The 25194-nt window shown below is 63.8% G+C and carries 26 protein-coding genes, 1 pseudogene and 1 riboswitch; of the genes and pseudogenes, 11 read left to right on the top strand and 16 right to left on the bottom strand.

The annotated features are described in order from the left end of the window. Positions 1 to 81 precede the first annotated feature (81 nt). Both bchE and bchJ read left to right on the top strand, forming a co-directional pair. Positions 82 to 1737 carry a magnesium-protoporphyrin IX monomethyl ester anaerobic oxidative cyclase gene (gene bchE, locus ACPFMJ_RS16060; RefSeq protein ID WP_424360950.1) on the top strand — a complete coding sequence of 552 codons (1656 nt, stop codon included), beginning with the start codon at positions 82 to 84 and terminating at the stop codon, positions 1735 to 1737. Next, positions 1718 to 2329 carry a bacteriochlorophyll 4-vinyl reductase gene (gene bchJ, locus ACPFMJ_RS16065; RefSeq protein WP_424360951.1) on the top strand — a complete coding sequence of 204 codons (612 nt, stop codon included), beginning with the start codon at positions 1718 to 1720 and terminating at the stop codon, positions 2327 to 2329. Before bchE ends, bchJ begins: the two co-directional genes overlap by 20 nt. A gap of 16 nt (positions 2330 to 2345) precedes the next feature. On the opposite strand, the gene ACPFMJ_RS16070 is transcribed toward bchJ, so the two are convergent. The 13 genes and pseudogenes from ACPFMJ_RS16070 to ACPFMJ_RS16130 all read right to left on the bottom strand — a co-directional run bounded on the left by ACPFMJ_RS16070 (position 2346) and on the right by ACPFMJ_RS16130 (position 13641). Then, positions 2346 to 2675, bottom strand: a complete 330-nt coding sequence (locus tag ACPFMJ_RS16070) for a hypothetical protein (protein WP_424360952.1) — start codon at positions 2673 to 2675, stop codon at positions 2346 to 2348. 137 nt (positions 2676 to 2812) lie between these two features. Then, positions 2813 to 3856: a photosynthetic reaction center cytochrome PufC gene (gene pufC, locus ACPFMJ_RS16075; RefSeq protein ID WP_424360953.1), complete on the bottom strand. Its 1044-nt coding sequence runs from the start codon at positions 3854 to 3856 to the stop codon at positions 2813 to 2815. Beyond that, positions 3853 to 4827 (bottom strand): photosynthetic reaction center subunit M, encoded by a 975-nt coding sequence (pufM, locus tag ACPFMJ_RS16080; protein ID WP_424360954.1) that lies wholly within the window; start codon positions 4825 to 4827, stop codon positions 3853 to 3855. Before pufM ends, pufC begins: the two co-directional genes overlap by 4 nt. A gap of 17 nt (positions 4828 to 4844) precedes the next feature. Next, entirely contained in the window at positions 4845 to 5669 is an 825-nt protein-coding gene (pufL, locus tag ACPFMJ_RS16085) for a photosynthetic reaction center subunit L (protein ID WP_424360955.1), read from the bottom strand. A 92-nt stretch (positions 5670 to 5761) separates the two neighbouring features. Then, positions 5762 to 5947, bottom strand: coding sequence for a light-harvesting antenna LH1, alpha subunit (gene pufA / locus ACPFMJ_RS16090; RefSeq protein WP_424360956.1), 186 nt, complete (start codon positions 5945 to 5947; stop codon positions 5762 to 5764). 12 nt (positions 5948 to 5959) lie between these two features. After that, positions 5960 to 6184: a light-harvesting antenna LH1, beta subunit gene (gene pufB, locus ACPFMJ_RS16095; RefSeq protein WP_424360957.1), complete on the bottom strand. Its 225-nt coding sequence runs from the start codon at positions 6182 to 6184 to the stop codon at positions 5960 to 5962. A gap of 91 nt (positions 6185 to 6275) precedes the next feature. Beyond that, positions 6276 to 6578, bottom strand: a complete 303-nt coding sequence (locus ACPFMJ_RS16100; RefSeq protein ID WP_424360958.1) for a hypothetical protein — start codon at positions 6576 to 6578, stop codon at positions 6276 to 6278. Continuing rightward, complete coding sequence (gene bchZ / locus ACPFMJ_RS16105; RefSeq protein ID WP_424360959.1) at positions 6575 to 8029, bottom strand: chlorophyllide a reductase subunit Z; 1455 nt, start codon at positions 8027 to 8029, stop codon at positions 6575 to 6577. The genes ACPFMJ_RS16100 and bchZ overlap by 4 nt, the downstream gene beginning before the upstream one ends. After that, positions 8023 to 9573, bottom strand: a complete 1551-nt coding sequence (gene bchY / locus ACPFMJ_RS16110; protein WP_424360960.1) for a chlorophyllide a reductase subunit Y — start codon at positions 9571 to 9573, stop codon at positions 8023 to 8025. Before bchY ends, bchZ begins: the two co-directional genes overlap by 7 nt. Before the next feature lie 11 nt (positions 9574 to 9584). Continuing rightward, the gene (locus tag ACPFMJ_RS16115) at positions 9585 to 10601 is read right to left on the bottom strand and encodes a chlorophyllide a reductase iron protein subunit X (protein ID WP_424360961.1); all 1017 of its coding nucleotides are present in this window, start codon (positions 10599 to 10601) and stop codon (positions 9585 to 9587) included. Further along, positions 10598 to 11535: pseudogene (gene bchC / locus ACPFMJ_RS16120) on the bottom strand (chlorophyll synthesis pathway protein BchC). The gene ACPFMJ_RS16115 and the pseudogene bchC overlap by 4 nt, the downstream one beginning before the upstream one ends. An 81-nt stretch (positions 11536 to 11616) precedes the next feature. Further along, positions 11617 to 12762 (bottom strand): methyltransferase, encoded by a 1146-nt coding sequence (locus ACPFMJ_RS16125; RefSeq protein WP_424360962.1) that lies wholly within the window; start codon positions 12760 to 12762, stop codon positions 11617 to 11619. Between the two features lie 9 nt (positions 12763 to 12771). Further along, positions 12772 to 13641 (bottom strand): polyprenyl synthetase family protein, encoded by an 870-nt coding sequence (locus ACPFMJ_RS16130; protein ID WP_424360963.1) that lies wholly within the window; start codon positions 13639 to 13641, stop codon positions 12772 to 12774. Positions 13642 to 13753: 112 nt separating this feature from the next. Between ACPFMJ_RS16130 and crtD the strand changes: the two genes are divergently transcribed. After that, on the top strand, positions 13754 to 15274 hold the full coding sequence (crtD, locus tag ACPFMJ_RS16135; protein WP_424360964.1) for a 1-hydroxycarotenoid 3,4-desaturase CrtD: 1521 nt from the start codon (positions 13754 to 13756) through the stop codon (positions 15272 to 15274). Beyond that, positions 15199 to 16125, top strand: coding sequence for a hydratase (locus ACPFMJ_RS16140; RefSeq protein ID WP_424360965.1), 927 nt, complete (start codon positions 15199 to 15201; stop codon positions 16123 to 16125). The genes crtD and ACPFMJ_RS16140 overlap by 76 nt, the downstream gene beginning before the upstream one ends. Before the next feature lie 26 nt (positions 16126 to 16151). Here the strand turns inward: ACPFMJ_RS16140 and ACPFMJ_RS16145 are convergent, their stop codons facing one another. The 3 genes from ACPFMJ_RS16145 to ACPFMJ_RS16155 are packed head-to-tail and all read right to left on the bottom strand — an operon-like array spanning position 16152 to position 18860. Continuing rightward, on the bottom strand, positions 16152 to 16304 hold the full coding sequence (locus ACPFMJ_RS16145; RefSeq protein ID WP_424360966.1) for a hypothetical protein: 153 nt from the start codon (positions 16302 to 16304) through the stop codon (positions 16152 to 16154). Beyond that, entirely contained in the window at positions 16301 to 17347 is a 1047-nt protein-coding gene (locus tag ACPFMJ_RS16150) for a phytoene/squalene synthase family protein (RefSeq protein WP_424360967.1), read from the bottom strand. The genes ACPFMJ_RS16145 and ACPFMJ_RS16150 overlap by 4 nt, the downstream gene beginning before the upstream one ends. Next, positions 17328 to 18860, bottom strand: a complete 1533-nt coding sequence (locus tag ACPFMJ_RS16155; protein ID WP_424360968.1) for a phytoene desaturase — start codon at positions 18858 to 18860, stop codon at positions 17328 to 17330. The genes ACPFMJ_RS16150 and ACPFMJ_RS16155 overlap by 20 nt, the downstream gene beginning before the upstream one ends. Positions 18861 to 19379: 519 nt before the next feature. Between ACPFMJ_RS16155 and ACPFMJ_RS16160 the strand changes: the two genes are divergently transcribed. From ACPFMJ_RS16160 to ACPFMJ_RS16190, 7 genes are all read left to right on the top strand, one after another. After that, on the top strand, positions 19380 to 19676 hold the full coding sequence (locus ACPFMJ_RS16160; RefSeq protein WP_424360969.1) for a hypothetical protein: 297 nt from the start codon (positions 19380 to 19382) through the stop codon (positions 19674 to 19676). A gap of 49 nt (positions 19677 to 19725) precedes the next feature. After that, a complete protein-coding gene (locus ACPFMJ_RS16165) occupies positions 19726 to 20529 on the top strand; it encodes a hypothetical protein (protein ID WP_424360970.1) in 804 nt (267 codons plus the stop codon). Between the two features lie 162 nt (positions 20530 to 20691). Further along, positions 20692 to 21153 carry a hypothetical protein gene (locus tag ACPFMJ_RS16170; protein ID WP_424360971.1) on the top strand — a complete coding sequence of 154 codons (462 nt, stop codon included), beginning with the start codon at positions 20692 to 20694 and terminating at the stop codon, positions 21151 to 21153. A gap of 131 nt (positions 21154 to 21284) precedes the next feature. After that, a complete protein-coding gene (locus ACPFMJ_RS16175) occupies positions 21285 to 21488 on the top strand; it encodes a hypothetical protein (protein WP_424360972.1) in 204 nt (67 codons plus the stop codon). An 815-nt stretch (positions 21489 to 22303) separates the two neighbouring features. After that, a riboswitch (guanidine-I (ykkC/yxkD leader) is annotated at positions 22304 to 22409 on the top strand. Between the two features lie 73 nt (positions 22410 to 22482). Next, positions 22483 to 23565, top strand: a complete 1083-nt coding sequence (locus ACPFMJ_RS16180; RefSeq protein ID WP_424360973.1) for a putative urea ABC transporter substrate-binding protein — start codon at positions 22483 to 22485, stop codon at positions 23563 to 23565. Positions 23566 to 23581: 16 nt separating this feature from the next. Beyond that, the gene (locus tag ACPFMJ_RS16185; RefSeq protein WP_424360974.1) at positions 23582 to 24403 is read left to right on the top strand and encodes an ABC transporter permease; all 822 of its coding nucleotides are present in this window, start codon (positions 23582 to 23584) and stop codon (positions 24401 to 24403) included. Then, on the top strand, positions 24400 to 25137 hold the full coding sequence (locus ACPFMJ_RS16190; protein WP_424360975.1) for an ABC transporter ATP-binding protein: 738 nt from the start codon (positions 24400 to 24402) through the stop codon (positions 25135 to 25137). The genes ACPFMJ_RS16185 and ACPFMJ_RS16190 overlap by 4 nt, the downstream gene beginning before the upstream one ends. Positions 25138 to 25194: the final 57 nt, after the last annotated feature.

Here is a 25194-nt window from a genome sequence, read left to right on the forward strand (position 1 = left end):
ATGCGTCTTGCAAAGTGTCAATTTGATATTACGCTCCATCGGATTGACGGTCGGCCCCCGCGAAAGCGAAAGGGACAGCTCATGCGCATCCTCTTCATCCACCCAAATTATCACTCCGGCGGCGCCGAGATTGCGGGCAACTGGCCCCCGGCATGGGTCGCCTATCTTTCGGGCGCGCTCAAAAGAGCCGGTTATACGGACGTGAAGTTCATCGATGCGATGACCTTCGACGTTGGCGACGAGGCTCTGCGTGAAGAAATTGCGGCCTATGCGCCGGATGTCGTCGGCGCAACGTCGATCACGCCGTCCATCTACAAGGCGCAGCAGGCGCTCAAGCTGGCCAAGGAAGCGGCGCCGCAGGCGATCACGGTGCTGGGCGGCGTTCATGCGACCTTCATGTATCGGCAGGTGCTCGCCGAAGCGCCCTGGATAGACGCCATTGTGCGCGGCGAAGGCGAGGAGATTATCGTCGATCTGATCAAGACGATCGATGAGGGTCGCTGGCCCGCAGAGCGCGAGGCGATCAAGGGCATCGCTTACGCGCAAGACGGCAAGGTCGTGGCGACGGCGGCGGCGCCGACCGTGAAAGACATCGACTCAATCGTCGCCGATTGGGGCATCCTGAATTGGGAGAAATACAATTATATCCCGCTCGGCGTGAAAGTCGCGATTCCCAACATGGCGCGCGGCTGCCCCTTCACCTGCAGCTTCTGCAGCCAGTGGAAATTCTGGCGCGACTACCGCATCCGCGATCCCAAGAAGGTCGTCGACGAGATCGAGACGCTGATGCGCGATCATGGCGTCGGCTTCTTCATCCTCGCGGATGAGGAGCCCACGATCAACAAAAAGAAATTCGTCGCCTTCTGTCAGGAACTGATCGATCGCAAGCTCGACATTCTCTGGGGCATCAATACGCGCGTCACCGACATTCTGCGCGACGAAGAATTGCTGCCCTTCTTTCGCAAGGCCGGGCTGATCCATGTCTCGCTCGGCACGGAAGCGGCGGCGCAACTGAAGCTCGATCTCTTCAACAAGGAGACCACCGTTGCGCAGAACAAGCGCGCGGTGGAGTTGCTGCGCAACGCCGGGATCGTCGTCGAGGCGCAATTCATCGTCGGCCTCGAAAACGAGACGGCCGAGACGCTCGAAGAAACCTATCGGATGGCGCAGGACTGGAAGCCCGACCTCGCCAACTGGTCGATGTATACGCCCTGGCCTTTCTCGGATCTCTTCAAGGAGCTCGGCGACAAGGTCGAAATCTTCGATTACGAGAAATACAATTTCGTCACGCCGATCATCAAACCGCAGGCGATGGACCGCGGCGAATTGCTCGATCGTGTGATGAACAATTACCGGCGCTTCTACATGAAGAAGGCGCTGTTCTCCTATCCCTGGGCCGGCTCCGGCCAGAGACGGCGTTACCTCCTCGGCTGCCTGAAAGCCTTCCTGAAGGCCGGATTCGAGCGCAAGTTCTACGACCTCGGCAAGGTCGATTATTGGGGGCCGCAGTCGCGCAAGAAGGTGAAGTTCAATTTCGACACGACGCGCCAGCGCGCCGCGGACGAGGATGTCGAATGGCAGGTCACGCATAATCGTCCCACCAGCACGATGCATGACGCGGCGATGACGATGGCCTGCGGCGGCGGCAAGGATCAACTCGAGGATGAGGCGGATAATGCGATGATCGACGTCATGGCGCGGCCTCAGCAGCCTGCAAATGAGCATCACATTCACTGAGGAAGCGCCGGCGAGGCCCGTCATCGGCCCAAACGCCGTGACGCGCATGGCCCAGGCGCTGTCGCATCGCCTGGGCGAAGGTCTCTGCGAGGAGATCTTCGCATCGGCGGGCCTCGCGCATTATCTGCGCGATCCACCCACGCACATGATCCCTGCCGAAGACGTGACGCGGCTGCATGGCGAGACGGTGGCGCGACTTGGCGAAGAGCGCGCGGCCGCGATCGGGCGCGAGGCCGGCAGGCGCACGGGCGATTATCTTCTCGCCAACAGAATCCCGATCATGGCGCAGCGCGCCTTGAAACTGCTGCCGCGCATATTGGCCGCGCGCATTCTTATAAGCGCTATTGCGCGCCACGCCTGGACCTTCGCCGGCGGCGGCGCCTTCTCTTACGCATTTGTTCCGCATCTACAGTTACGGATCGTGGGGTCGCCTATCTGCCAGAGTCTTCGGACAGAGGCGCCGGCCTGCGCTTATTACGCAGCGACATTCGAGCGAGTCTTTAGCGAAATGCTCGGCCCGTCAGTCCATGTGACGGAAATCGAATGCGAAGCGACCGGCGCGCCGGCTTGCGTCTTCGATGTGCGCTGGTGAGCGAAGCGCCGTTTCCTCAGCCTGCCGGCACCAGCCATTCTTCCGCGGGCCGATAACCTTCGCCAACCGCCTTGCGGTAATGCATGGTCAGACCGCTGATGGCCTTGCGCAGCGCGTCGCCCGGCGACTCTGCCTCCGGCGCGCAACTCCAGTTCGGGCAGGGCTGGCGCGGCGTCTTGATGGCGTGGCTTTGCCGGAACGCCGTTCGAGACCCCCACGTTTTCTTCAGCCTGATTGTGACGATCGTCTGCAAAGTCCCGACCCGGATGAGATAAGCGCCCTCATCGTCGCGCCTCTGCACAAGGCTGATGCAATCGTCCTGTAACGCGCTGTCTACTGTACACACGGATCCGTCCTCCCCTTTTTTCAGCGAACGGAAACGGAACAAAATACGCTTCCAGAAACCTTACCCTTAATCGACGAAGCTGTCTTGAGAAAGAATCCAAAGAGTCTGGCCGGCGGGGCCGGCCAGACTTTTTCGTGTTACGGCGTCGCCTTGCCGCCCAGTTCGGGGAAATCCTTGGCCATGCTTTGACCCAGAAGCGGCTTGCTCACGCCCTGATGACAGGTCGCGCAATTCGCCTTGGGGGCGTCGCCCTGCGATCCGAGCCGGTGCGCCGGATAGCTCGCCTTTAGCGGTTCGAGATAAACGGCGTTCAGCTCGCGCATCATCTCGAGGCCGTGCCAGGCGACGGTGCGCTGCGGCTTGCTCTCGTCCCACCCGCCGAAATTGCGCGAGCTGTGGCAGAAAGTGCAGTTGACGCCGAGCGCTTCCGACATGTGGATCATGAGCGAGAAGCTCTGCTCCGTCTGCTGGATCGAAGCGCCCGCCACCGTCGGCAACGCCGTTTTGCCCTCGACGCGGATGTTGTCGTCGCCCAGGAGATGCGGCGTCAGCGGATCGACGGGGAGGGCGGTGGCGCCGTTCGACTTCGCCGGATGTCCGAAGCCGTAATTATGCGCCGACATGCCGCCCGCATGCGGGGCGCCCGGATTTTCGAACCAGATATTGCTCGGAACCGGCTGGCCCCGATGGCAGGTGTAGCAGGTGACGCCGGTGTCGGCCACATGCGACTTGTAGTTCTTGTTGATGTGGCGGTTCATGTCCAGCATCCGCCGCGCGACGATCTTGGTGTAAAGGTCGTCATCGGCAAGATTCTCGGTGTTGTGACAATAGGCGCAGCCCTGATCCGGCGACACCCATTGCGTGATGGCGACCATCACACGGTTGAATTCCTCCGTGTTCAGGTCGGTGAGGATCTTGACGTTCTTATAGGCCTTCGTCGCAGGCTCGCCACCGGGGGCGGCCTTGTCGATCGCGTCCGGCAAGGCGTTCGCGGCCTCGACGAGGCGTTTGTCTCTCACGCTGATCAACTGCTCCTGTCCGGTGCCGCGATAGCCGGTTTGCACGCCGAAAATCGGCGGACGCACCCAGCCCGCGGTGAACAGCATGGCGACGGTGAGCAGCGTCGCCGTGACGCCGCCGACGAGCGACAGCGTCAATCTGAGTCCAGTGCCGTTATTCATGGCGCGCCTCCCGTTGCAAGAGCCGGATCGACGACGGGCGGGAAAGCATGCGGATATTCAGGCGCAAGCCCGTGCAGCACGCCCCAAAGGTACCAGTTGTCCACGACCGTGCCGGTCAAAAGGATCCCGATGCCGCCGGTGAGCGGGCACAGCACGGCGAACCACCACGCCCAGCGATGGATCGACTCCATCGTCGCGTTGAAGCCCATCGTCCAGCGCCAGAACAAGGAAGCGCGCTCCGACGCCGTGCCGCGGTCGAGGATCTGCTCGATCTCCCTTTCGCCGCCGAAGCGGCCGACCGCGAGAATGGTCGCGCCATGCATGGCGAAGAGCAGCGCCGATCCGTAGAGAAAGGCGATCGAGAGCATGTGGAAGGGATTGTAGAAGAGATTGCCGTAGCGGATCGAGAACGCCGCCGTCCAATCGAGATGCGGGAAGATGCCGAAGGGCACCGCTTCGCTCCAACTCCCCATCAGCAGCGGCCGGATGAAGCCGAGCACGAGATAGAGCCAGATCGCCGAGAGGAACGCCCAGGCCGTATGCGTTCCGAGCCCGAGCGCCCGCGCGCGACGATAGACCCGCCACCACCACAGCAGCACCGCCGCCGTCAGGAAGAAGCCGGCGATGAGCCACCAGCCGCCTTCGCTTAGCGGCGGCAGGATCTGAAGGCCATATTTCGGTTTCGGCGGCTCCAGCGCCAGCCACGGCAATTGCCGCACGAACTGGACCGGATCCCAGTTCACCGACGCCCACATATTGAGGCCGATGATCTCGAAGGCGATGAAGCCAAAGATCAGCGACAAGAGGCCGGTATAGCCGAGATAGATCGGTCCGATCTGCGCATTTCCGATGCGACCGAACAGATGGGAGAAGGTTGCGCCGCTGCGGTCTTCGTTGGCGATATGGACGCCGGCTTCAGGCTCCGCGCCGCGGACCTGAACCTGCGTAAAGATGTTTTGATAATAGGCCACGGATTGTCTCCCTTAGCTCAGCGCCAGACGGGAAGATTGAGCCACCAGTTCCACCACTCGGGCCAACCGCGCGTCCAGAACGGGCCGCTGATGATGATGCAAACCGCGCTGAAGAAAACGGCGGCGAGCGCGAGGAACAGGCCGAGGCGATGGATGCCCAGCGTGCCAATCGAGTAGCCGACGACGTCGCGGAAGAACGTGTCTTCATGCTCAGGCGTCTTCACCGCCTCGCCCTTCGGCGGATTGGTTGCAGAGAGAACCAGCGCGCCATGCAGCGAGAGCGCAAAACACGTCGCGAAGAAGAACGACACTGCGATCATATGCGCGGGATTGTAGTGGAAGTGCAGATATTGATAGCCGGTGTTGGACACCCAATCGAGATGGCTGATAATCCCATAGGGAAAACCATAGCCCCAGGCGCCGAGCAGAAACGGCCGAATGACGACCAGCGACACATAAGCGAAGATTGCAAAGCCGAATGCGAACGGCACATGATAGCCGATGCCGAGCTTGCGGCAGATTTCGACTTCCCGCAGCGCCCATGAAACGAATGCGCCGACCGCGCAGATCGTTATGATCTGCCACAACCCGCCTTCTTTCAGCGGCGCAAGCGCCAGGCCGTATTTGAGGTCGGGCGGGGCGATGTTTATCTGCCAGAGGTTCCAGGTTGGACCCAGCGCGGCGCCCCAGACGATCAGCAAGGCGCCGAGCGTCGCGAAGATGATGGTCGTGACGCCGAAGAAGCCGACATAGAACGGACCGACCCAGAAATCGAAGAGGTCGCCGCCGATGAGCGTGCCTCCGCGCACGCGATATTTTCTCTCGAAACTCAGCATGGCCATGGCCGCGCCTCCCCGGAAGAGCAAAGGATTGGGCGGCCGCGGGCGGAAGCGGGTACGGCGCTTCCGTCCGCGGCGCGACAGCAGTGAGACGATCAGCCGAACGAATTCGGCGCCGTCATCTCGATCTGCCCCGTCTTCTGTCCGCGGGGTCCTTCCAGCCAGTTGAACCGGTCCGTGCTGAGCAGGATGAAGTGGATCAGCAGGGCCAGCGTAAACAGGAAGGCGCCGAGCGCGACGAGCACGCGGCGCGGATCGAAAAGCAGCCACAACTTGTGCATGGCGAACTCCTATCAGCCGATGAGGGACAGCGCGGCGTGTCCGATATTGGTCACGCCGTCGAGCAGCGCATAGCCCTTCGGGCCGGGCAGCCAGGGCCGCCAGTTCCAAACGAGCACATGCGCGATGATCGCGATGACGACGAAGATTAAAAAGCTCTTGATGAAGAGGCTATGGAATTCCAGAGCCTCCGCCTCCGTCAGTCCTGACAGAGAGCTTCTCTCTTTATCGATGGCCATGATTGACCTCCGTTGACATTGCCGCGCACGCCTTACGCGGCGGAAGCATCGCGGCCCCAAAAAGGATCGCGACAGGCGTTTCGCGCGGGCGTTATTCCCGTGCGAAGCTCTGCAACATGGCGCGCGCCATTAGCGCGTAGGAGATCGCGATCGATAGATTTTCGCGCGCTTCGCCGATCGCCGACTTTGCGGGTGCGCCGCGTTCGGTTGCAAAGGGAAGCGCACGGGGTATGACCGCGGCGGCGAGGAACAGGGGAAAGAGCGCGCCGAACAGCAGCGAGACCTTGAATTCCTCCCGGCGCGCGGTTGGAAGCAAATAGCTTGTCGAACTCGAAGCCAAACTCATGGCGTCTCCTTCCTCAGGCAAGGCCGTGTGCGTCATCGCGTCGCTCATGCGCCCATCTCCATCACCAGTTTGCGCGCCGTTTCGACGCGGGTTTTCGTGACCTGATCGTCGCCTGCGCGCCGCGCTTCACGCTCGGCGGCGTCACGCAGCCGTTTGGCGGCGGATATGCGGACGAGAACGGGCGCAGCCTCTACAAGTTCGTCGAGCATGCGCGTCGCTTCGTCCTCCCAGCGGATTTCGCGGTGGAGGCGGGTCGGCGTCGCATCGACCTTGTCGAGCTCCGTGCCGAGCGGCAGGATGTTGAACAGCGCGTCGAACAGCGCGTTGCAGACTTCCTGCACGAGATAGACGGCGCCGGCATAGCCCATGAAGGGCGTGCCCGTATGGCGCCGGATGATGGCGCCCGGGAAGGAAGCCGGAATATACATGGCGCGCCCGCCGGCTTCAGCGGCGTACATGCGTTCGTTGTAGCTGCCGAAGAGAACGAGCGGCGGCGTTTCGCGGACAGCCTTGCGCACGGCGGCGTTGTCGGTCTTCTCGCCGGGCTTGCGCCCGATCGCAAAGGTGCAGGGCAGACCCATTTCGTCTTCGAGGAAATGTCGCACGCCGCGCGCATAGGTGTCTGTCGCAACGATCCCGAAAGACGCCGTGCCGAAAAAGTCCTGGGTGACAGAGCGCCACAAATCCCAAAGCGGCTTTATTGTCGTGTGCTTCTCACGCTCAATGAAGGGTTCGGGATCTAGCCCCAGCTCTTCGCCGAGCCGGCGGAGAAATTTCGTCGTGCTGTGAAGGCCGATCGGCGCCTGGAGATAGGGACGATCCAGCGCTTCGCAGAGCTGGCGGCCGAATTCGCGATACAGGCAGACATTGGCTTCGGCGTCGGCGAGGCGCGGCACGTCGGCGATATGGCTGCCGAGAGGGAAGACCATGTTGACCTCGGCGCCGATTCCCTCCACGAGCCGGCGAATTTCGGCGAGGTCGGACGGCATGTTGAACACGCCGTAGGAGGGGCCCACAATATTGACGCGCGGCTTTTCGCCCGGCGCGCGCTCCTTGCGCTTTGGCGCCCGGCCTTTCTTCACGCCGTATTCGTTCCACAGCCAGCTCATGGCGCGATTGGCGCACTGCCATTGATCTTCGTCGATGGTGCGCGGCAGGAAGCGCTGAATGCCGGTTCCTTCCGGCGTCACGCCGCCGCCGATCATCTCCGCGATGGAGCCCGTGACGACGACGCTGGGAAGATCGGGGTCGAGCGTCGCATGGGCGCGCTTCATCGCGCCTTCCGTGCCATGTCGACCGAGTTCTTCCTCAGAGAGTCCCGTGACGACGATCGGGAGTTCATGCGGGGGCAGCGCGTCGGTGTAATGCAAGACCGAGGTGACGGGCAGATTCTCGCAGCCGACAGGACCGTCAATGACGACCTGCAATCCCTTCACGGCCGTGAAGACATATACGGCGCCCCAATAACCGCCGGCCCGATCGTGATCGAGGACTAGCATGCGCCCATCTCCCCGATCGGTTTATGCTCGGCTTTTGCAAGCTGCTTCTTGCGGAACGCGGGGCGATCTTGCGGGACGTCCTGCCAGACGCCGGCGGCGAAGCCTTCCCCGACGCCTGCGAAGAAGTCGTTCATCTCGTCGAAGCGCGATTGATTGGCGATGGCGGTGTTGACGACCTTGGCGAGCGATCCCGCGCCGGCGATCCCCATCAGCGGTCGCGCGGAGATGAGATTTGTGAAGTAGAGCGCCGGCGTTGCGTTCTGCTTCGCCTTCTGCACGACGGGCGTCGTGCCGATGGCGAGGTTCGGCTTGAATTCGTCGAGGGCGGCGAAATCCTGCTCGAGGGAGGCGCGAAAAGCGACATGCACGCCACGGGCTTCGAGCCATTCGCGATCGGCGTCGTTGAAGCGGGTCTTCGGGCAGGCCGTGCCGACATAGCGCAGATCGGCGCCCGATTCGACCAGCAGGCGCCCGACCAGAAGCTCAGAGCCTTCATAGCCGGAGAGCGTGATGCGACCGTTGATCGGCGTCGCCGACAGCGCGCCCCGGATCGCAGGCAGCAGCCGCGCCTTGGCGGCGTCGACGACGCTCTGGGAGACGTTGCAGGCCGCCCCAATATTTTCGAGCCAGGCGGCCGTTCCGTCATGGCCGACCGGGGCCGAGCCGACGACGCTTCGCCCCGCCGCTTCGAATTCGCGCACGCAGGATGTGTAGAAAGGATGGATCGCCGCGACCGCGGCGCAATCCAGCGCGCCGTAAAGTTCGCGCCATTCGCGCGTCGGCGTCACGGGCCCGGCGGCGAGGCCCAGGAGATCGAGCATCCCGCCGATTTGCATCGGGTCTGCGGGAAACATCTCGCCGAGCAAAGAAACTGTCGGTTTCTCCGCCCGCGGCGCGCGGGGCGCCTGGACGGGGCCCTGCTCGGCCTCGAGCCGAGCGAAGCGCAGCATGGCGCCGGCGAGGACGTCCTTGGCTTCCGCATGGGTCGGCACGCCGAAGCCCGGCACGTCGATGCCGATGATGCGTACGCCGTTGATCTCTTTCGGCAGGAGACGCAGCGGCACGCCGGAGGCGGTCGGCACGCAGAGATTGATGACGACGACCGCGTCGAAATTGGCGGGATCGGCAAGCTGATAGACCGCCTCGCGAATATCCTCGAACAGCTTGCCGGTGACGAGCGTCTCTGAATTGAACGGCACATAGCCGACCGTGCGTTTTGCGCCGTAGAAATGCGAGGTGAATGTCAGGCCGTAGACGCAGCAGGCCGAACCCGACAGCACCATGGCGGTGCGGCGCATGCGCAGGCCGACGCGCAGCGACCCAAAGGCCGGGCACATGCTTTGCGGCTGATCATGAGGCCCTTGCGGATAATCCTTCGCATAACGGCCAAGAGTCTCCGTCATGCCTGCCGCCTCGGCGGCGGCGCGCATCTTGTCCTTCCCGGCGTGGCAGCCGTGACCATCGCCCTGCGCCGCCGCAAGATCGACGCTATCCACCGCTTCGAGGGAAGCGCCCGGCTTTCGAGTGGAGCCGTGATCGTCCATCGCGCGCTCCATCAGATGTTTTCGTAGACGACTTCGAGCGACGGCTTCTGCGCCAGCGTTCCGCCGCACATGTCCTCCGGCGTCGCGGGTTCGAGCACGACGTCGCGACCGACGGAGTCGCCAGAGAAGAGGCCGAGAAGCTCGTCCTGCGTCAGCGGGTTTGGTCGATTTGGCTGCGAGCCGACGACGTTCGCCGCGAGCTGGTCGAAGAGCGCGCCCCAGCGCCCGTCGGGGCGGCCGATGATTTCGTAATTGGCGCTCTTGCGGCGAATGTCGTCGTCCGCCGGGATGGAGGCCAGGATCGGAATGCCGGCCGCTTTCGCGAAAGCCTGCGCCTCGCCGGCGCCGTCGTCCTTGTTGATGACGAGCCCGCCGACGCCGACATTGCCGCCGAGCTTGTGGAAATACTCCACCGCCGAACAGACATTGTTGGCGACGTAAAGCGATTGCAGATCGTTGGAGCCGACGACGATGACCTTCTGGCACATGTCGCGTGCGATCGGCAGGCCGAAGCCGCCGCAAACGACGTCGCCGAGGAAGTCGAGCAGGACGTAGTCGAAGCCCCATTCATGGAAGCCGAGCTTTTCGAGAAGCTCGAAGCCGTGAATGATGCCGCGTCCGCCGCAGCCGCGCCCGACCTCCGGACCGCCGAGCTCCATCGCGAAGACGCCGTCGCGTTTGAAGCAGACGTCGCCAATCGCAACCTGGTCGCCGGCGAGCTTTTTCTTCGTCGATGTTTCGATGATGGTCGGACAGGCGCGGCCGCCAAAGAGCAGCGATGTGGTGTCGCTCTTCGGATCGCAGCCGATGAGCAGCACTTTCTTGCCTTGCTGCGCCATCATGTAGGAGAGATTTGCGAGCGTGAAGCTCTTGCCGATGCCGCCCTTGCCGTAGATCGCGATGATCTGCGTTTCCTTGGCGGATGTCGTCGGAACCGGATCGAGCGGCGTCGCGGCCTCCTCGCGCAGAAGATGCGCGGGAGGATTGGCGATTTCGGCGGCGGTCAGGAAGCCTTGTGCGTAATTCATGCGACCGCCCTCCAGTCGAGAACATCTTCAGACATGCGGGATCGTTGAACGCGATCGGATAGGCTTCCTGCGCCTGCAGCGCGAAACGCCGATGCGTGATGAGTTCGTCGAGCGAGAGCCGCCCGTCTTCGATCAGCCCAACGACCGCGGCGAGATCGCCGGGGCGCCACTGCGCCGCGACGCGCAACCTTGCCTCGCGCATGAAGGCTGGTGGAAAGGCGAAAGCGAGCGGACGTTCGTAAAAGCCTGCGAGAACGATTTCGCCGCCCGGCGCAAGACGCGCGATCAGTTCGTCCAGAATGTTCGGGTCGCCGCTGACATCGTAGATGACGCGATAGTCACGGCGCGCATCCGCCTCGGGCGCGACGACATCGTAACCGCCGGCGCCGTCTCTGCGTTGCGGATCGCGCTCCCATACGGTCGGCTCGCCGCCCGCAACGACGCTGAGCCGCGCCAGCAGCCTGCCAAGCACGCCGTGTCCGACGATGAGCTCGCGGCCCTGCGGCTCCACGCCGCCGCGCGCGTGATAGGCCGTCGCGGCGAGCGCCAGCAGAATGCCCCTGTCGCCGAGTTCCTTCGGAATCTCGACGATTCGGGAAGCCTTCACGACGAGGTGCGACGCCGCGCCGCCAAAGAGACCGCGCACTTTGCCGTAACAGGCGGCCCCGGGGGCGAAGACGCGATGTCCGACGGCGTAGCCGCTCTGCGCGCCGGCTTCGACGATTTCGCCGACCGTCTCGTACCCGGGCACAAGCGGATATCCCATTCCCGGGAAGTCGGGCATGCGTCCCGTGTAGAGAAGTCTTTCCGTGCCGGTGCTGACGCCGCTCCACATCGTTGCGACCACTACGTCCGCTTCGCCCGGCGCGTCGATCGGCAAGCGGCTGAGCGCCAGCCTTCCGGGCTCCTCAAGGACGATGGCGAGCGCATTCAACATCATCGGCCTTTCGCGCTTCTTGCGCCAAACTTAGCAGGGTGTCAGTCTATAAAGACATTCTATGGCGTCAACAAGAAATTACACTTTTCTTCCGACGACGACGCTCGAGAACATCGGCCGTGCTGTCGGGAGGAAGCGAATGTCCGTGAATCCAGCGGCTTGCAGAAGTTGCGTCATTTCCGCCCGGCGCCGCGCGCGGCCGCTCCCCATGGCGAGGAGGTAAAAGCCAAAATAGGCGTCGCCGATCGCTTCCGCGCCCGGCGTTTCCGCCATTGGCTCGGCGACCAACAGCGCGCCGCCGGAGGGCAGCGCGGCATGGGCCGCCCGAAGCGCCGCGAGGGCGACGGCGTCGTCGTGATCGTGCAGCACCCGGATCAGCGTGACGATCTCGGCGCCCTTCGGCAGCGGCGTGTCCAGAAAGCTTCCGCCATGGGTCTCGACGCGCGACAATCCCCGCGCCGCGAGCGCGTCGCGCGCCCGTTCGGCGACGGGCGGCAGGTCGAAGAGCTGGAGCCGCAGCGTTGGATGGCGCGCTGCGACCGCCGCGACGAACGCTCCCTCGCCGCCGCCGACGTCGAGCAGGCATTCATGGCGTCCGAACCGGTAGGCGTCGAGCACGTCCTCGGCGATGAGCTTTTGTGAGCGCGCCATGAGGTCGCTATAGGCGCCGCACGTTTCCGAGTCGCCTTCGCGGCCCTTCGCGTAGGGCCAGAATTGCGAGAGCTTCGTGCGGGTTTCCCCCCTCAGCAGCGCCACGGGATCGCTCAGATCGTCATAGAGCAGCGCGTGATGCTCTACGAAGGCGCCGACAGAAGGGTTGGCGAGCATGGACGCGCCGAGATCGTCGAGCGCATAGCGGTCGCCCGGCAACGCGCGCAGCAGCTTCAGCGATGCGGCCGCGCGCAGAAGTCGCTGCGCGGCTTCGGGAGAGAGTTGCATGCGCGCCGCGAGTTGCGCCTGATGCAAGGGACCGGCGCGGAGCATTTCGAAGAGCTTTAGCCGGACGCAGGCGAGCAGGATCTGCGAATAGACGAAGCCTGCGCAAAGATCGAACAGATCCTTGGCGCGTCGCCGCGCGATAAAGCGCGTGAGGGGCGACGCCGCCGCCCAGCGCTGGAAACGTTGATCTGCAACCAGCCCGTTACGCCAGTTGATCCAGCGGTCGCGCCAGGAGGACAGGAGAGAGGCCGCCGCCCCGAGCGCCTGAGATGAAGCGGGCGGCATAATCGCAGCTCAGGCCGCGACGCGCGCGAGCTGCTTGGGGAAGAACAGCGCCGTCTGCGCCTTGATAAGCATGCGCAGATCCGCCGCGCCCGGGCAATCCGGGATGGAGCCGACAGCCGCCTTCACCAGCTCTTCGAGACGCGCCTTGGCGCCGGCGACGCCGAGCTCCGCGGCGGCGTTGGGCCTCAGGCGGATGGCGTCCTGCCCGATCGGTTTGCCGAGTTCTTCCTCGTCGCACAGCACGTCGCGCAGATCGTCGGCGACCTGATAGGCTTCCCCGAGCTTTTCGCCCAACATGCGCCAGAGCTCGGGATCGTGGCCTGCCGCCGCTGCGCCGGCTCGGGTCGCGGCGACAAAAAGCGCGCCGGTCTTGGCGCGCTGATAATCGGAAAGCGGCACCGCCACTTCGCATTCCCATGCCTGTCCCGCCACGATGCCATGCGGCGAGCCCACCGCTTCTGCGATAATGCCGAGAAGAGCCGCCATGCGCGCGGGGCTCTGCGCCGCGACCGCGCCCAGCGTCGCGAAAGCGTGGACGATGAGTGCGTCGCCCGCCAGGACTGCGAGCGGCTCGCTATATTGCAGATGCACGGAAGCCTTGCCGCGGCGAAGATCGGCGTCGTCGAAACAGGGCAGGTCGTCGTGGACGAGCGACGCGCAATGAAGAAGTTCGATCGCGGCCGCTGCGGCGTCGGTCGCGAGGGGATCGGGATCGCCGCAAGCCTCTGCGACGGCGACACAAAGCTGCGGACGGATGCGATGCCCGGCCGGGAACACCGAGTAATCCAAAGCCGCGGCCAGCAGGGGCGGCGCGCCCGGCCCGCATGCCGCAGCGACCGCACGCTCCAGAGCCTGTTCAATTCGCAGGGCAGTCTGCATGGCGGCCTCCGTCATGTCGAGATGACATTATTAGCTGTAATCAAAGATTGACATATCCGGGGCGCGTGTCAATTGTTTTCCATTCCCGAAGTTCGAGCAGATGGACGGAAACATGCGAAAGCAGCGCGTCATCGTCATCGGCGCCGGCGTCGGCGGACTGGTCGCCGCGCTGCTGCTCGCATCACGCGGCCTTGACGTGACCGTGGTCGAGCGCGCGGATGCGCCGGGCGGCAAGATGCGTGAAGTCGATGCGGGCGGCCGGCGTCTCGACGCGGGGCCGACCGTGTTCACGATGCGTTGGGTTTTCGACCAGATTTTCGATGAGGCCGGCGCGGATTTCGCGCAGCATGTGCGGCTCCATCGCAATGAGATCCTGGCGCGTCACGCCTGGCCCGATGGCGCGCGTCTCGATCTTTTCGCCGATCTGGCGCGCAGCGCCGGCGCTGTCGGCGACTTTGCGGGAAGGGCGGAAGCGGAGGGCTTCCTGCGCTTCGCGGCCCGCGCGCGCGGGATTTACGACGCATTGCGCGATTCCTTCATCCTCGCGCAGCGGCCGACCCCCGTCGATCTCGTGCGCCACGCCGGCATTGCCGGCCTGCCCGGCCTGTTGCGCATTTCGCCTTTCACGACGATGTGGGACGAGCTTGGAAAATATTTCCGGAACCCGCGGTTGCGCCAGCTCTTCGGACGTTATGCGACCTATTGCGGCTCCTCGCCCTTCTCGGCCACCGCGACGTTGATGCTTGTCGCGAGCGTCGAACTGGAGGGGGTGTGGCGCGTCGAGGGCGGGATGCACAGCCTCGCGCGCGCCCTGGCGAATCTGGCGCAGGCGCGCGGCGCCGCTTTCCTCTATGGGCGCGAGGCGGAGCGCATCCTCGTCGAGTCCGGCCGCGTCGCAGGCGTCATGCTTGCCGATGGCGAGACGCTGGACGCCGGGGCGGTCATCATGAATGGCGATGTCGCGGCGCTGCGCCGCGGCCTCCTGGGAGAAGGCGCGCAGGGCGCCGCGGGCCCGACGCCGCGCGCCGAGCCTTCGCTCTCCGCCGTGACTCTCGCGATGCGCGCCCACGCGGACGGGTTTCCGCTCGTGCATCACAATGTGTTCTTTTCGCGCGACTACCGCGCAGAGTTCGACGACCTTTTCACCGCGCGTCGAGTCCCCCGGGAACCGACGATCTACGTCTGCGCGCAGGATCGCGACGATGGCGACGAGCCGCGCCCTGACGAAAGACTGTTCGCACTCGTCAATGCGCCGGCTGGCGCGGAGCTTTCGCAGGAGGAGATGAGCCGATGCGAGGAGACAGTTTCTCGAATGCTCGCGGATTGCGGCCTAAGGATCCGCGCGGAAGCGACGACGCGCACGACGCCAATGGATTTCGACCGCCTCTTTCCGGCGACGGGCGGCGCGATTTACGGCCAGGCGGCGCATGGATGGACGGCTTCGTTCACGCGTCCGGGCGCCCGGACGCGTCTGCCGGGCCTATATTTGGCGGGGGGCAGCGTCCATCCGGGGCCGGGCGTGCCGATGGCGGCGATTTCGGGGCGGCTCGCGGCCCATTGCCTGATGGCGGACCTGATTTCGACGCGGCCGTCCCGCCGCGCGGCTATCGCTGGTGGTATGTCGACGCGCTGAGCGACGACGGCCAATTCGGCCTGACGGTCATCGCCTTTATCGGCAGCGTCTTCTCGCCTTACTACGCCTGGTCCGGTTGGGCCGATCCTTACGCGCATTGCGCGGTGAATGTCGCGCTCTATGGACCGCGCGGCGGTCGCTGGGCCATGACCGAGCGTGGCGGCGGCAGTCTGCGGCGATCGCGCAACGCGCTCATTATTGGTCCGAGTTCTTTGGAATGGCGCAACGGCGAACTCGTCGTCCGCATCAATGAAGTCGCCGCGCCGATTCCAAGACGCATTCGTGGCGAGTTCGTCATCACGCCACATGCGGTCAACCGTGAGGAATTCAGTCTCGAAGCGCATGATCGCCATGTCTGGCGGCCTATCGCGCCCATGGCGCGCGCGTCGGTAAGGTTCGATACGCCGGATATTCGATGGCGAGGAAACGCCTATTTCGACACGAACGCCGGGGACGGGCCGCTGCAGGAAGCCTTTTCGTCCTGGACATGGTCGCGGGCCGCCCTCAGCGACGGCGCAGCCGTCTACTACGATGTGGAGAGACGTCGCGAGCCGCCGCTTTCGCTGGCGCTGCGCTTCGACGATGCGGGCGCGGTCAAGATGTTGGAGACGCCGCCCGTTGCGCCCATGGCGATGACAAAGTGGCGTCTTGCACGTCGCACGCGCGCCGAAAACGGCGCGGCGACGGTTCTCAGAAGCTTCGAGGATACGCCCTTTTATTCGCGTTCGCTCATTTCAAGTCGCTTTGAAGGCGAGTCTGTCGAATGGGTACATGAGAGTCTCTCCCTCGATCGCTTCGCCAATCCAATCGTGCGGCTGATGCTTCCCTTCCGTATGCCGCGACGCGGCTGACCCCCTTCTTCTCCCTCCAAGAGCCGTTACTCCTTCGCATCCTTGCGCGCCTGCTCCTCGCGCAGGCGCTTGCGCGTTCTTTCGACCGACCAGAGCTGCCAGACGCAGAAGGCGATGAGCAGACCGAAGGAGAAGAGCATTTCGACGATGCCGTAATATTTTTCCGACATCGCGGTCACTCGCCGAAACGCTCGGCGCGTTCGAGCCTTTCGAACATATCGAGCACTTGGAGGAATTGCGCCGCCATGCGCGGTTGGCGGCCTGTTATTTCGATCGCGGGCTCACGCGCGACGGCGTCGATGAGGCCGGCCGCCGCTGCGAGCGCGGGAGCAGGCGCGCCTCGTGTGAGGAAAGGTGCGGATGCGATCGCCTTGCCGAGCAAGGCCAGCTTGCGCGGGCCGCCGACGCGCGCGCGATGGGAAATCGAGTCGTGCGCGTGACCGCGCGCCAGCGCGCGGCCAATATCGGCGTAGATGAGCGCCGCGGCGAGGATTGCGGGACGGCAGCTCGCCGGAAGATGCGCGACGCCGTCCCGCGCCCGGGCATAAAGCGCGTCGGCCTCGCAAAGCAGTCGCGCGATGATGTCCTTGACCGCAGGACTTGCGACAGGGGCCGCAAGGAAAGCCTCCGGATCGACGCCCGCCTCACGCATCCACGAAAGAGGCAGATAGACGCGGCCCGCGCGCGCGTCTTCGCCGACGTCGCGCGCAATATTCGTAAGTTGCATCGCGACGCCGAGGTCGCAGGCGCGCGCGAGCGTCGCGGCGTCACGCACGCCCATCATCAACGTCATCGTCACGCCGACGGCGCCGGCCACGCGCACCGCATAGGCGTGCAAGTCTTCGAGGGTGTGGTATCGGCGCCCTTCCGCATCCCAGGCCAGCCCTTCGAGAAGCGCTTCCGGGGCCGCGCGCGGGATTGCATATTCCCGCATGATGTCGGCCATGGCGCGATCCGCCGGTGCGTCATGAGGCGCGCCGTCGCAAGCGCGCGCGAGCCGCGTGCGCAGCCGCGCAACCGCATCGAGCGAGCCCCCGTCGCGATCGATCGCGTCATCAGAAAGGCGGCAGAAGGCGTATAGGCCATAAGCGGGACGGCGCACATGCGCCGGCAGCACCAGCGACGCCATATGAAAGGAGCGCGAGCCGTCCCGGATCGCGGCGGCGCAATGGGCGTGATCGGCTCTTGTGGCGAAGCCGCCTTCAGGTGAATGCAGATGCATGCGGCGCCACCTTGTCGAGAATCCGCGCGGAGGAGAGGACGCCCGGCAGCCCGGCGCCTGGATGCGTCCCGGCGCCGACGAGGAAAAGATTTCGCACGTCCTCGCTCGCATTATGCGGACGAAACCAGGCGCTTTGAGTGAGGATCGGCTCCATGCCGAAAGCCGAGCCGCGATAGGCGTCGAGTTCATGCTGGAAATCGAGCGGCGTTGCGATGCGGGACGTCGCAATCTGCGACGAGAGCCCCGGAAGGATGCTGGCCTCCAGCGCGTCGGCGATGCGCCGGCGATAGTCTTCCGCGAGCGCGGGCCAGTCCTGACCGCCTTCGAGATTGGGCACGGGCGACAACACATAGAACGTATCGCAGCCAGGCGGGGCGAGCGACGGGTCCGTCGCGGTGGGGCGATGCAGATAGAGGCTGAAATCGTCCGCGAGGATCTTGCGCTGGAAAATATCCGTCAGCAGGTCGCGATAGCGCGGCCCCATCAGAATGGTGTGATGCAAGACGTCGTCGTAACGTCGCCGCACGCCAAAGTACCAGAGGAATAGCCCCATCGAATAATTGGCGCGCTCGATCTTGCGATCGCTCCACCGCCGCCGCGCCGACGCTGGCAGGAGATGACGATAGGTCCAGGCGGAATCAGCGTTGGAGACGACGATGTCGGCGGCGATCGTCTCGCCATTCGCCAGACGCACGCCTCTCGCCGCGCCCTTTTCGACAATGATGGAATCGACTGCGCAATTGTAGCGTATGCGGCCGCCTTGTCCTTCGATGAGCGCGACGAGTCCCTTGACGAGCGCGCCCGTGCCGCCCATCGCGAAATGCACCCCCCAACGCTTTTCGAGCGCCGCAATGAGGCAGTAGATCGCGCTCGCGCGGAAAGGATTGCCGCCGATCAGCAGAGGATGGAAGCTGAAGATGGTGCGCAGCCGCTCGTTGCGAAAATGCTGCGAGACCAGCGCATAGACGCTGCGATAGCCCTGCAGGCGGACAAGGTCCGGCGCGATGCGCAGCATGTCGAGCGGCGAAGCGAAGGGCGCGTCGCCCAGTTGCTCGAAGCCTATGCGGCAGATTTCGCGGCTCGTCTCCATGAACCGCATGAAGCCGTCGACGTCCCCGGGTGAAAAACGCGCAACCTCGGCGCGCATCGCTTCCGCATCGCCGCTGTAATCGAAATGGGCGCCGTCGGCGAAGCGAATGCGATAAAAGGGGAGCATCGGGCGAAGATCGATGTCGTTCCCCATCTCGCGCCCGCAAAGCCGCCAAAGCTCCTCGAACAGGAAAGGCGCGGTGACGATGGTGGGGCCAGCGTCGAATGTAAATCCGTCTTGACGGTAGACATAAGCGCGCCCGCCGGGGGCGTCGCGTTTTTCGACAATCGTGACGCGATAGCCGCGCGCGCCAAGCCGAATGGCCGCCGCCAATCCCCCGAAACCGCTACCAATCACGAGGGCGTGGGCCCTGGGGGCCTCACGCGCCGCCAAGTTGCTGGGGCGCTCGGCTTGTGTCAACATTAGTGGACAGTAGCGCGACGTCTGGATTTGATCAAGAGCCGGGCTTTGTTCCCCGGCCTTGGGAGGAGCGTGCAGGATCCGCGCTTTGTCGGCAGGCAGCCGTTTTTGTTTGGTGTGACTGAGCTCTCGATACAGAGGCCGCCCGGTTCATACAGTTTGAGGCGCCGACCAGCGACGGTCTGAAACCGCTTGTGGCGGGCTGAGTCTGCCTACTGAAACGTTGAGGAAAAATGGTGCTGCAAGAGAGGATTGAAGGCAAATCCAGTCTCTTACGCATTCTGCGATTTCAACGACTTACGCGCTTTGTCGGCAGGGGGATGTGTCCCTGTGTGTTCCTGTTGAGAGGCCATTGTATTGGCCGTCGAGGCGACTTTGTGGAGTCGGACTTTCAGCTTCTTCACAAGGCAGTTTGACGACGGTTGAGGCGGCTACGCTTGGACTTTCCTCTGAGCCAGCCGCGTCCTATGGTCCAAGTGTTGTCCTTGCCCGTTTCATCCTTTTTCAAAGGGTCCCCCGCGAATGGATTGCCGTGTCGGATCTTGCGGCCATGAGCCGTTGGTCGTCGGTCTTGCCTTCTTCATCCTGTCGACCGGCCCGGCGGGCGCCGACGCAGGCGACGACTACGTGGCGTGCCTGATCGGGCGGTCGGCGGTCGCGTTGCATCACCAGACTGGGAAGATGGACGCCGCTAAAGCGCAGCAGGTCGCCTACAGGCAGTGCAAGTCCAAGCAGCGCCTCGGGTCGGAGGAGGGCGAGGGGGCGAGCGACTTCGTGAACATGATGGTCGAGCGCATGGCCAACGAGTTGGGACGCTGAGATGGACCGACTGGGAAGCACGGTCTTAGCTGTTTTCATCGGCTTCGGAATGCCGGCCGCGGCGGACGACCGGCCCAACCCCAGCTTCCCGTGCGACAAAGCGAAGGCGCTCGACGAGATCGCGATCTGCTCGGACGCGCGGCTCGCCGAACTCGACCGCCTGCGGGCGGAGGACTTCAGGAAGGCCTTGGCCGCCGACCCCAAGGACGCGCGAGAGAGCGCCAAGTCCAGACTTGAGGCGAGGGCCGCTTGCGCCAACGACCGCGTCTGCATCCTCGACATGCTACGCTATTCGGGGAGCTCGCCGGAGCCGAAGTGGGTCGAGGGCTATCGCGCCAAGCTGGTTCGCGACGTCCTGTCCGATGACCTGAGCATCCGGTCGAACGCGTTGGTCGGGAAGCGAGGCTCCTTCGCGACGAGTTCGAAGGGCGTGCAGGCGACACTCTCCTCGATCGACGGCTTGGATACGAGCCATGCTTCCGCGACCGCGATTATGACGCCTGCGGACTTCCGGGAGTACTGCGAGCGGGATCCGGGAGGCTCAACCACCAAGTATGGCGGCAAGCTCTCGGAACGGCAGTGCGCGGAGACCGAGGAGCGTTCGACGCACGATAAGACGCTGCGTTCGAGCGCCGACTGCAAGGCGAAAAGCGTCACGATCTGGGACGGAACATGGCGCTTCCTGAGCTTCGACGAGACCGGGATCACGTGGAAAGGTCCGCAGGGCGACGTCCAAGAGTCGTGGGCCGGCACCTCAGCCGCCGACGCGCAGTTCGAGTTGCTCTGCCCGAACACCTACGCCCGGGTGCGGGCCGACGCGGCGGAGCGGAAGGCGGTTTCGCCTCGGCGCTAGGGCGAGGCTCCCAAGTGCTGCCCGTTCTCTCGTCCTTACGCGTGACATCATGTTCGCGGGCGCCGTGAACGCTAAGACATCCGATAGAGTGGCGGTCTTATAAGCTGGCCGCCATATCCGCGCCCCGAGTTCGTCGCGCGCGATTGTCAGCACGGAGGGACAATGAAAGCGCCTACCGAAACCCAACTCCGAGCCATGACGCCCGAGCAGCGGATGCTGGTGCGCCAACGGGCGGCGAAATTGAACAACGAAATCGGCGCCGTGACCGTCGCCCTGATCGATTCCCTCCACCTTCCTCTCAGCTCCGGCGGCATGTCGGAGGACCATCCTCTGTACCGTGAGATGCAGGAGGTGATTTGGTCTGCTGAGGCGAAATCCGCGGCGGTCAAGGCCGTGGAGAAGGGGCTGCCAGCGATGGCGGGTGTCGATCCGATCTTGCAGCGGGTCATGGGTGAGAGGTACGGGCGCGAGTACCAAGGCACGATGAACGCGGGCTACATCGTCGGCGAGGTCATGCGTTACCTCGGCTACGACAAGGTCGGTGAGGGGCCTCTCCCCGAGGGGTGCGTCGCGAAGACGGCGGCCACGTGGCGGCTGATCGGTGCAACAAAAGTTAAAGCTTAGCCCTTTTCGAAAACTCCTCGTCCTAGCGTCGTTGGTCATGTGGGCGATCCCAGCTCCAGCCGGCACCGCTCGGCAGGTGGACGCTGCAACCCGGGCGCTGCTCTCACAAGACCGCGCTGGAGATCCGGCCCATGGCGCTGACCGACGACCGGCTGGAATGCCGCTTCGACGGCATCAAGCGAACGGGCGACGTCGTTGTCTGGACGGGGAAGTGCGCGACGATGGGCGAGGAGACGTCGACGACCGTCACCGCCAGCCTCGTCGGCGAGCGGCTGACCCTCGATTTCGGTGGGATCTCGCGGCAGGGCTCGTATGCGAGATGCCCTCGGCGCTGAACGAAATCGTCCGTTAATTCCGACGGCTCGGCAAGCCATCGCCTCTCTGAAAACCAACGATCAGACGAAGAGCGCGCCTCGGCAATAGCGGAACTCGAAGAATTCGAAGCGCGCCACACGCCCCACGCTCTCGCAAAAGCATGGGAGAGCGCGCTCCCGGTGATCACCCGGTTTTTCGAACTTAATCCGTGACGAAGGAATCTCCCAAGATGTCTGCGCCTCGCAATCCTGCCGCCGCCTTCCAGAGCGCCATCCGCCGAAGCTGCGACCCGGCCCGTTCACCGCGTCATGGAGTCATATGGCCCCTCGCCCGAGGAGCCCTCGCCCTTAGTGCGTCGCGCTGCGTCGCCCGGCAACTTCAGCCGGTTCCGTCCGCGCCATGGGGAACATGCCTGCTTCCCGAGGCTCGCTTATGAGCGGCCACTCCCGGAAGGGCTAGCCTGTCTACTTCGCAGGCTCACTACGAGGCATTTCAGGGTTCCGGAAAGCCGCGGTTCCGAACGGCGCCGAGGGGGCATGGATGGATCACTGTGCTTGACCACATTGCGCCAAAAGCAGCCGTCCGCACTCGACCGCCTTGCGCCATCAGCGGAATTTGCCCCTAGGATAGCTAAGTCTGGACCTAACCGTTCGCCAGCTTCATCCGAAGCCTGCGCCGCATCTGCACAAGAGCATTGAGCCGGGAGCAAGGCAAACTGGCCATTTTAGGAGCAGCCTGCGCCTACAGTTTGGGCGCAGATGAAAATTATTCCCTTCATGACTTTGAAAATGCGGGACCTATCCGCTGGCGCCGAAACTGCTTAGAAGATTACGTTGAGTTTGGCGGCTAGGGTTCCGGCCTTTTGAGGCGACAGGTCCGAGAGCTGCCGCCCGATCGGGAGACATCCGTTCGGGACACGGCGGGATAAAATCCCGGGAGACCTCAGTGGCCAGAATTGGCGACTCGGTCTCGTGCCAATTCTAGCCTTGCCCTGAGCTGCAAGCGGAGTTGCGCATGACCATCTCAACAGTCGCCAAGAAACTGACCTCGATTTTCCTGCTGATCGCCTCCGTCTCGGCGACGCCGCTTGCGCCCGCACAAGCCGTGCAAAAGAAGCAGTTCAGACTCGCCTGGACGATCTATGTCGGCTGGATGCCATGGCAATGGGCGGCGGAGCATAGCGTAGTCAAGAAATGGGGAGACAAATACGGCATCAAGATCGATGTGGTGCAGGTCAATGACTACGCGGAGTCGATAAATCAGTATACAGCCGGCGGCTTCGACGCGCTCACCGTCACCAATATGGATGCGCTCTCAACCCCGGCGGTCGGCGGCGTCGACACCACCGCGGTGATCGTCGGCGACTTCTCGAACGGCAATGACGCCGTGATCCTGAAGGACAAGGCGAAACTTGCCGACATTAAAGGCCAGAAGGTCAATCTCGTCGAATTCTCCGTTTCGCATTATCTCCTGGCGCGCGCCCTAAGCACCGTCGGCATGACCGAGAAGGATATCAAGGTCGTCTCGACGTCGGACGCCGACATGGTCGCGGCCTGGAAGACGCCCGACGTCACGTCAGTCGTCACATGGAATCCGTTGGTGTCGGAAATTCTCGGCGACAAGACCGCGCACAAGGTTTTCGACTCGTCGCAAATCCCTGGCGAAATCATCGACCTCACCGTCGTCAATTCCGAGACGCTCAAGGACAATCCGAACTTCGGCAAGGCGCTCGCGGGCATCTGGTTCGAGACGCTCGCCACGATGATCGCCAAGACGCCGGAAGGCAAAGCCGCGCGCGAAGCGATGGGCAAGGCGTCGGGCGCCGATCTGGCGAGCTTCGAAGCGCAGCTCGCGGCGACCAAACTCTTCGCCAATCCGAAGGACGCCGCCGCCTTCGCGCGCAGCCCGGAGATTTCGGCGACGATGGACAAGATCCGCCACTTCCTCTTCGAGCACAATCTCCTCGGCAACAACGCCAAATCCGTCGACGTCGTCGGCATACAATTCGCTGATGGGAAAGTCCTCGGTGACAAAAACAAGGTGAAGTTCCGCTTCACCGATACCTTCATGGACGCCGCCGCCGCCGGGAAACTCTGAAGCAGGGGCGAAGCGCATGCGTTTAATCAATGTCCGGCCGGGGAGGGGCGCGGGACGAGTTCTGTCGCTGCTCCCCTTCTCGGCGGCCTTCCTCGCTTATGCGCTCGCCTCGGCGCAGCGTCGTTCGACCAATCCCGACGACAAGCTGCTGCCCTCCTTCGCAGCGATTGGCGACGCCATCAAGCGCATGGCCTTCGACGCTGATCCGCGAACCGGCGACATTCTAATGTGGCTGGATACTGGCGCCAGTCTTGAGCGCCTGTTTGTCGCGCTCGCCATTGCGACGGCGATCGGCCTCGTTCTCGGCGTCGCGATCGGAACACTACCCTATCTGCGCGCCCTGATCGGCAATTTCATTACGGTCGTCTCGATGGTCCCACCACTCGCAATTCTGCCGATCCTGTTCATTACGGTCGGGCTCGGCGAGGCGGCGAAGATCATTCTCATCGTCATAGGCGTGGCGCCGCCGCTCGTGCGCGACGTCGCCATGCGCGTCGAAGATCTGCCGCCTCAGCAATTCATCAAGGCGCAGACCCTCGGCGCCTCTACATGGACGATCATGCTACGGATGGTTCTGCCGCAGATCTTGCCGCGCCTCGTCGACTCGCTGCGCCTGCAGCTTGGACCGGCCTGGCTTTTTCTCATCGCGGCCGAGGCCATTGCGTCGGAATCGCGTCTCGGCTACCGAATTTTCCTCGTGCGGCGCTATCTCGCCATGGATGTGATCCTGCCTTACGTCGCCTGGATCACGCTGCTCGCCTTCCTGATGGAGCTGGCGCTGCTCGCATTTCAGAAACGCGCCTTCCCCTGGTTCTCCGCCGCGAGGGCCGCCGCATGAGCGCGATCTCCATCAAGAACGTCTGGAAGGAATATGGCGAACACGTCGTGCTGGAAGACATCAATCTCGATGTCGCGCCGCGGGCCTTCATCGCCCTCGTCGGTCCCTCAGGCTGCGGCAAGACCACCTTCCTGAAATTGCTGCTGTCGGAGGAGATTCCGTCGCGCGGCGTGATCGAAGTCAACGGCAAGCCGATCAGCCTTGAGCCCTCCGCCGAACGCGGAGTCGTCTTTCAGCGCTACTCGGTGTTTCCGCATCTCACCGTGCTCGGCAATGTTGTGCTTGGGCGCGAATTGCAGGAAAGCCGATTCTTCGGGCGACTATTTGGCGCAAGGCGCAAGGCGGTCGAGGAGGAAGCGCGAGACATCCTCGCCGCTGTCGGCCTCGCCGGCGCCGAGGCGAAATATCCGGCGCAGCTCTCCGGCGGCATGCAGCAGCGCCTCGCTCTGGCGCAGGCGCTTATCGCGCAGCCGAAAGTGCTGCTTCTCGATGAGCCCTTCGGTGCGCTCGATCCCGGCATCCGCGCCGAAATCCATGTGCTGATGCGCCGGCTCTGGAATGACAGGGAGCTGACCGTGGTCATGGTGACGCATGATCTTTCCGAAGCGTTCAAGTTGGCGACGCGCGTCATCGCCTTCGAACGACGACGGAACGAGCCGACCGACGGCGGCCGTTACGGCGCCATTCTCGGCCGCGACATCGAAATCTGGCCGGCGCGCATCGCTGGCGCCTAGCGCGCCTTCCGCGCGCAGGGGATCAGGCGCGCGATTCATGAATGTGCGCCCGAGAAT

Source organism: Methylocystis parvus (assembly GCF_049675845.1).
GTDB lineage: Bacteria > Pseudomonadota > Alphaproteobacteria > Rhizobiales > Beijerinckiaceae > Methylocystis > Methylocystis parvus_A.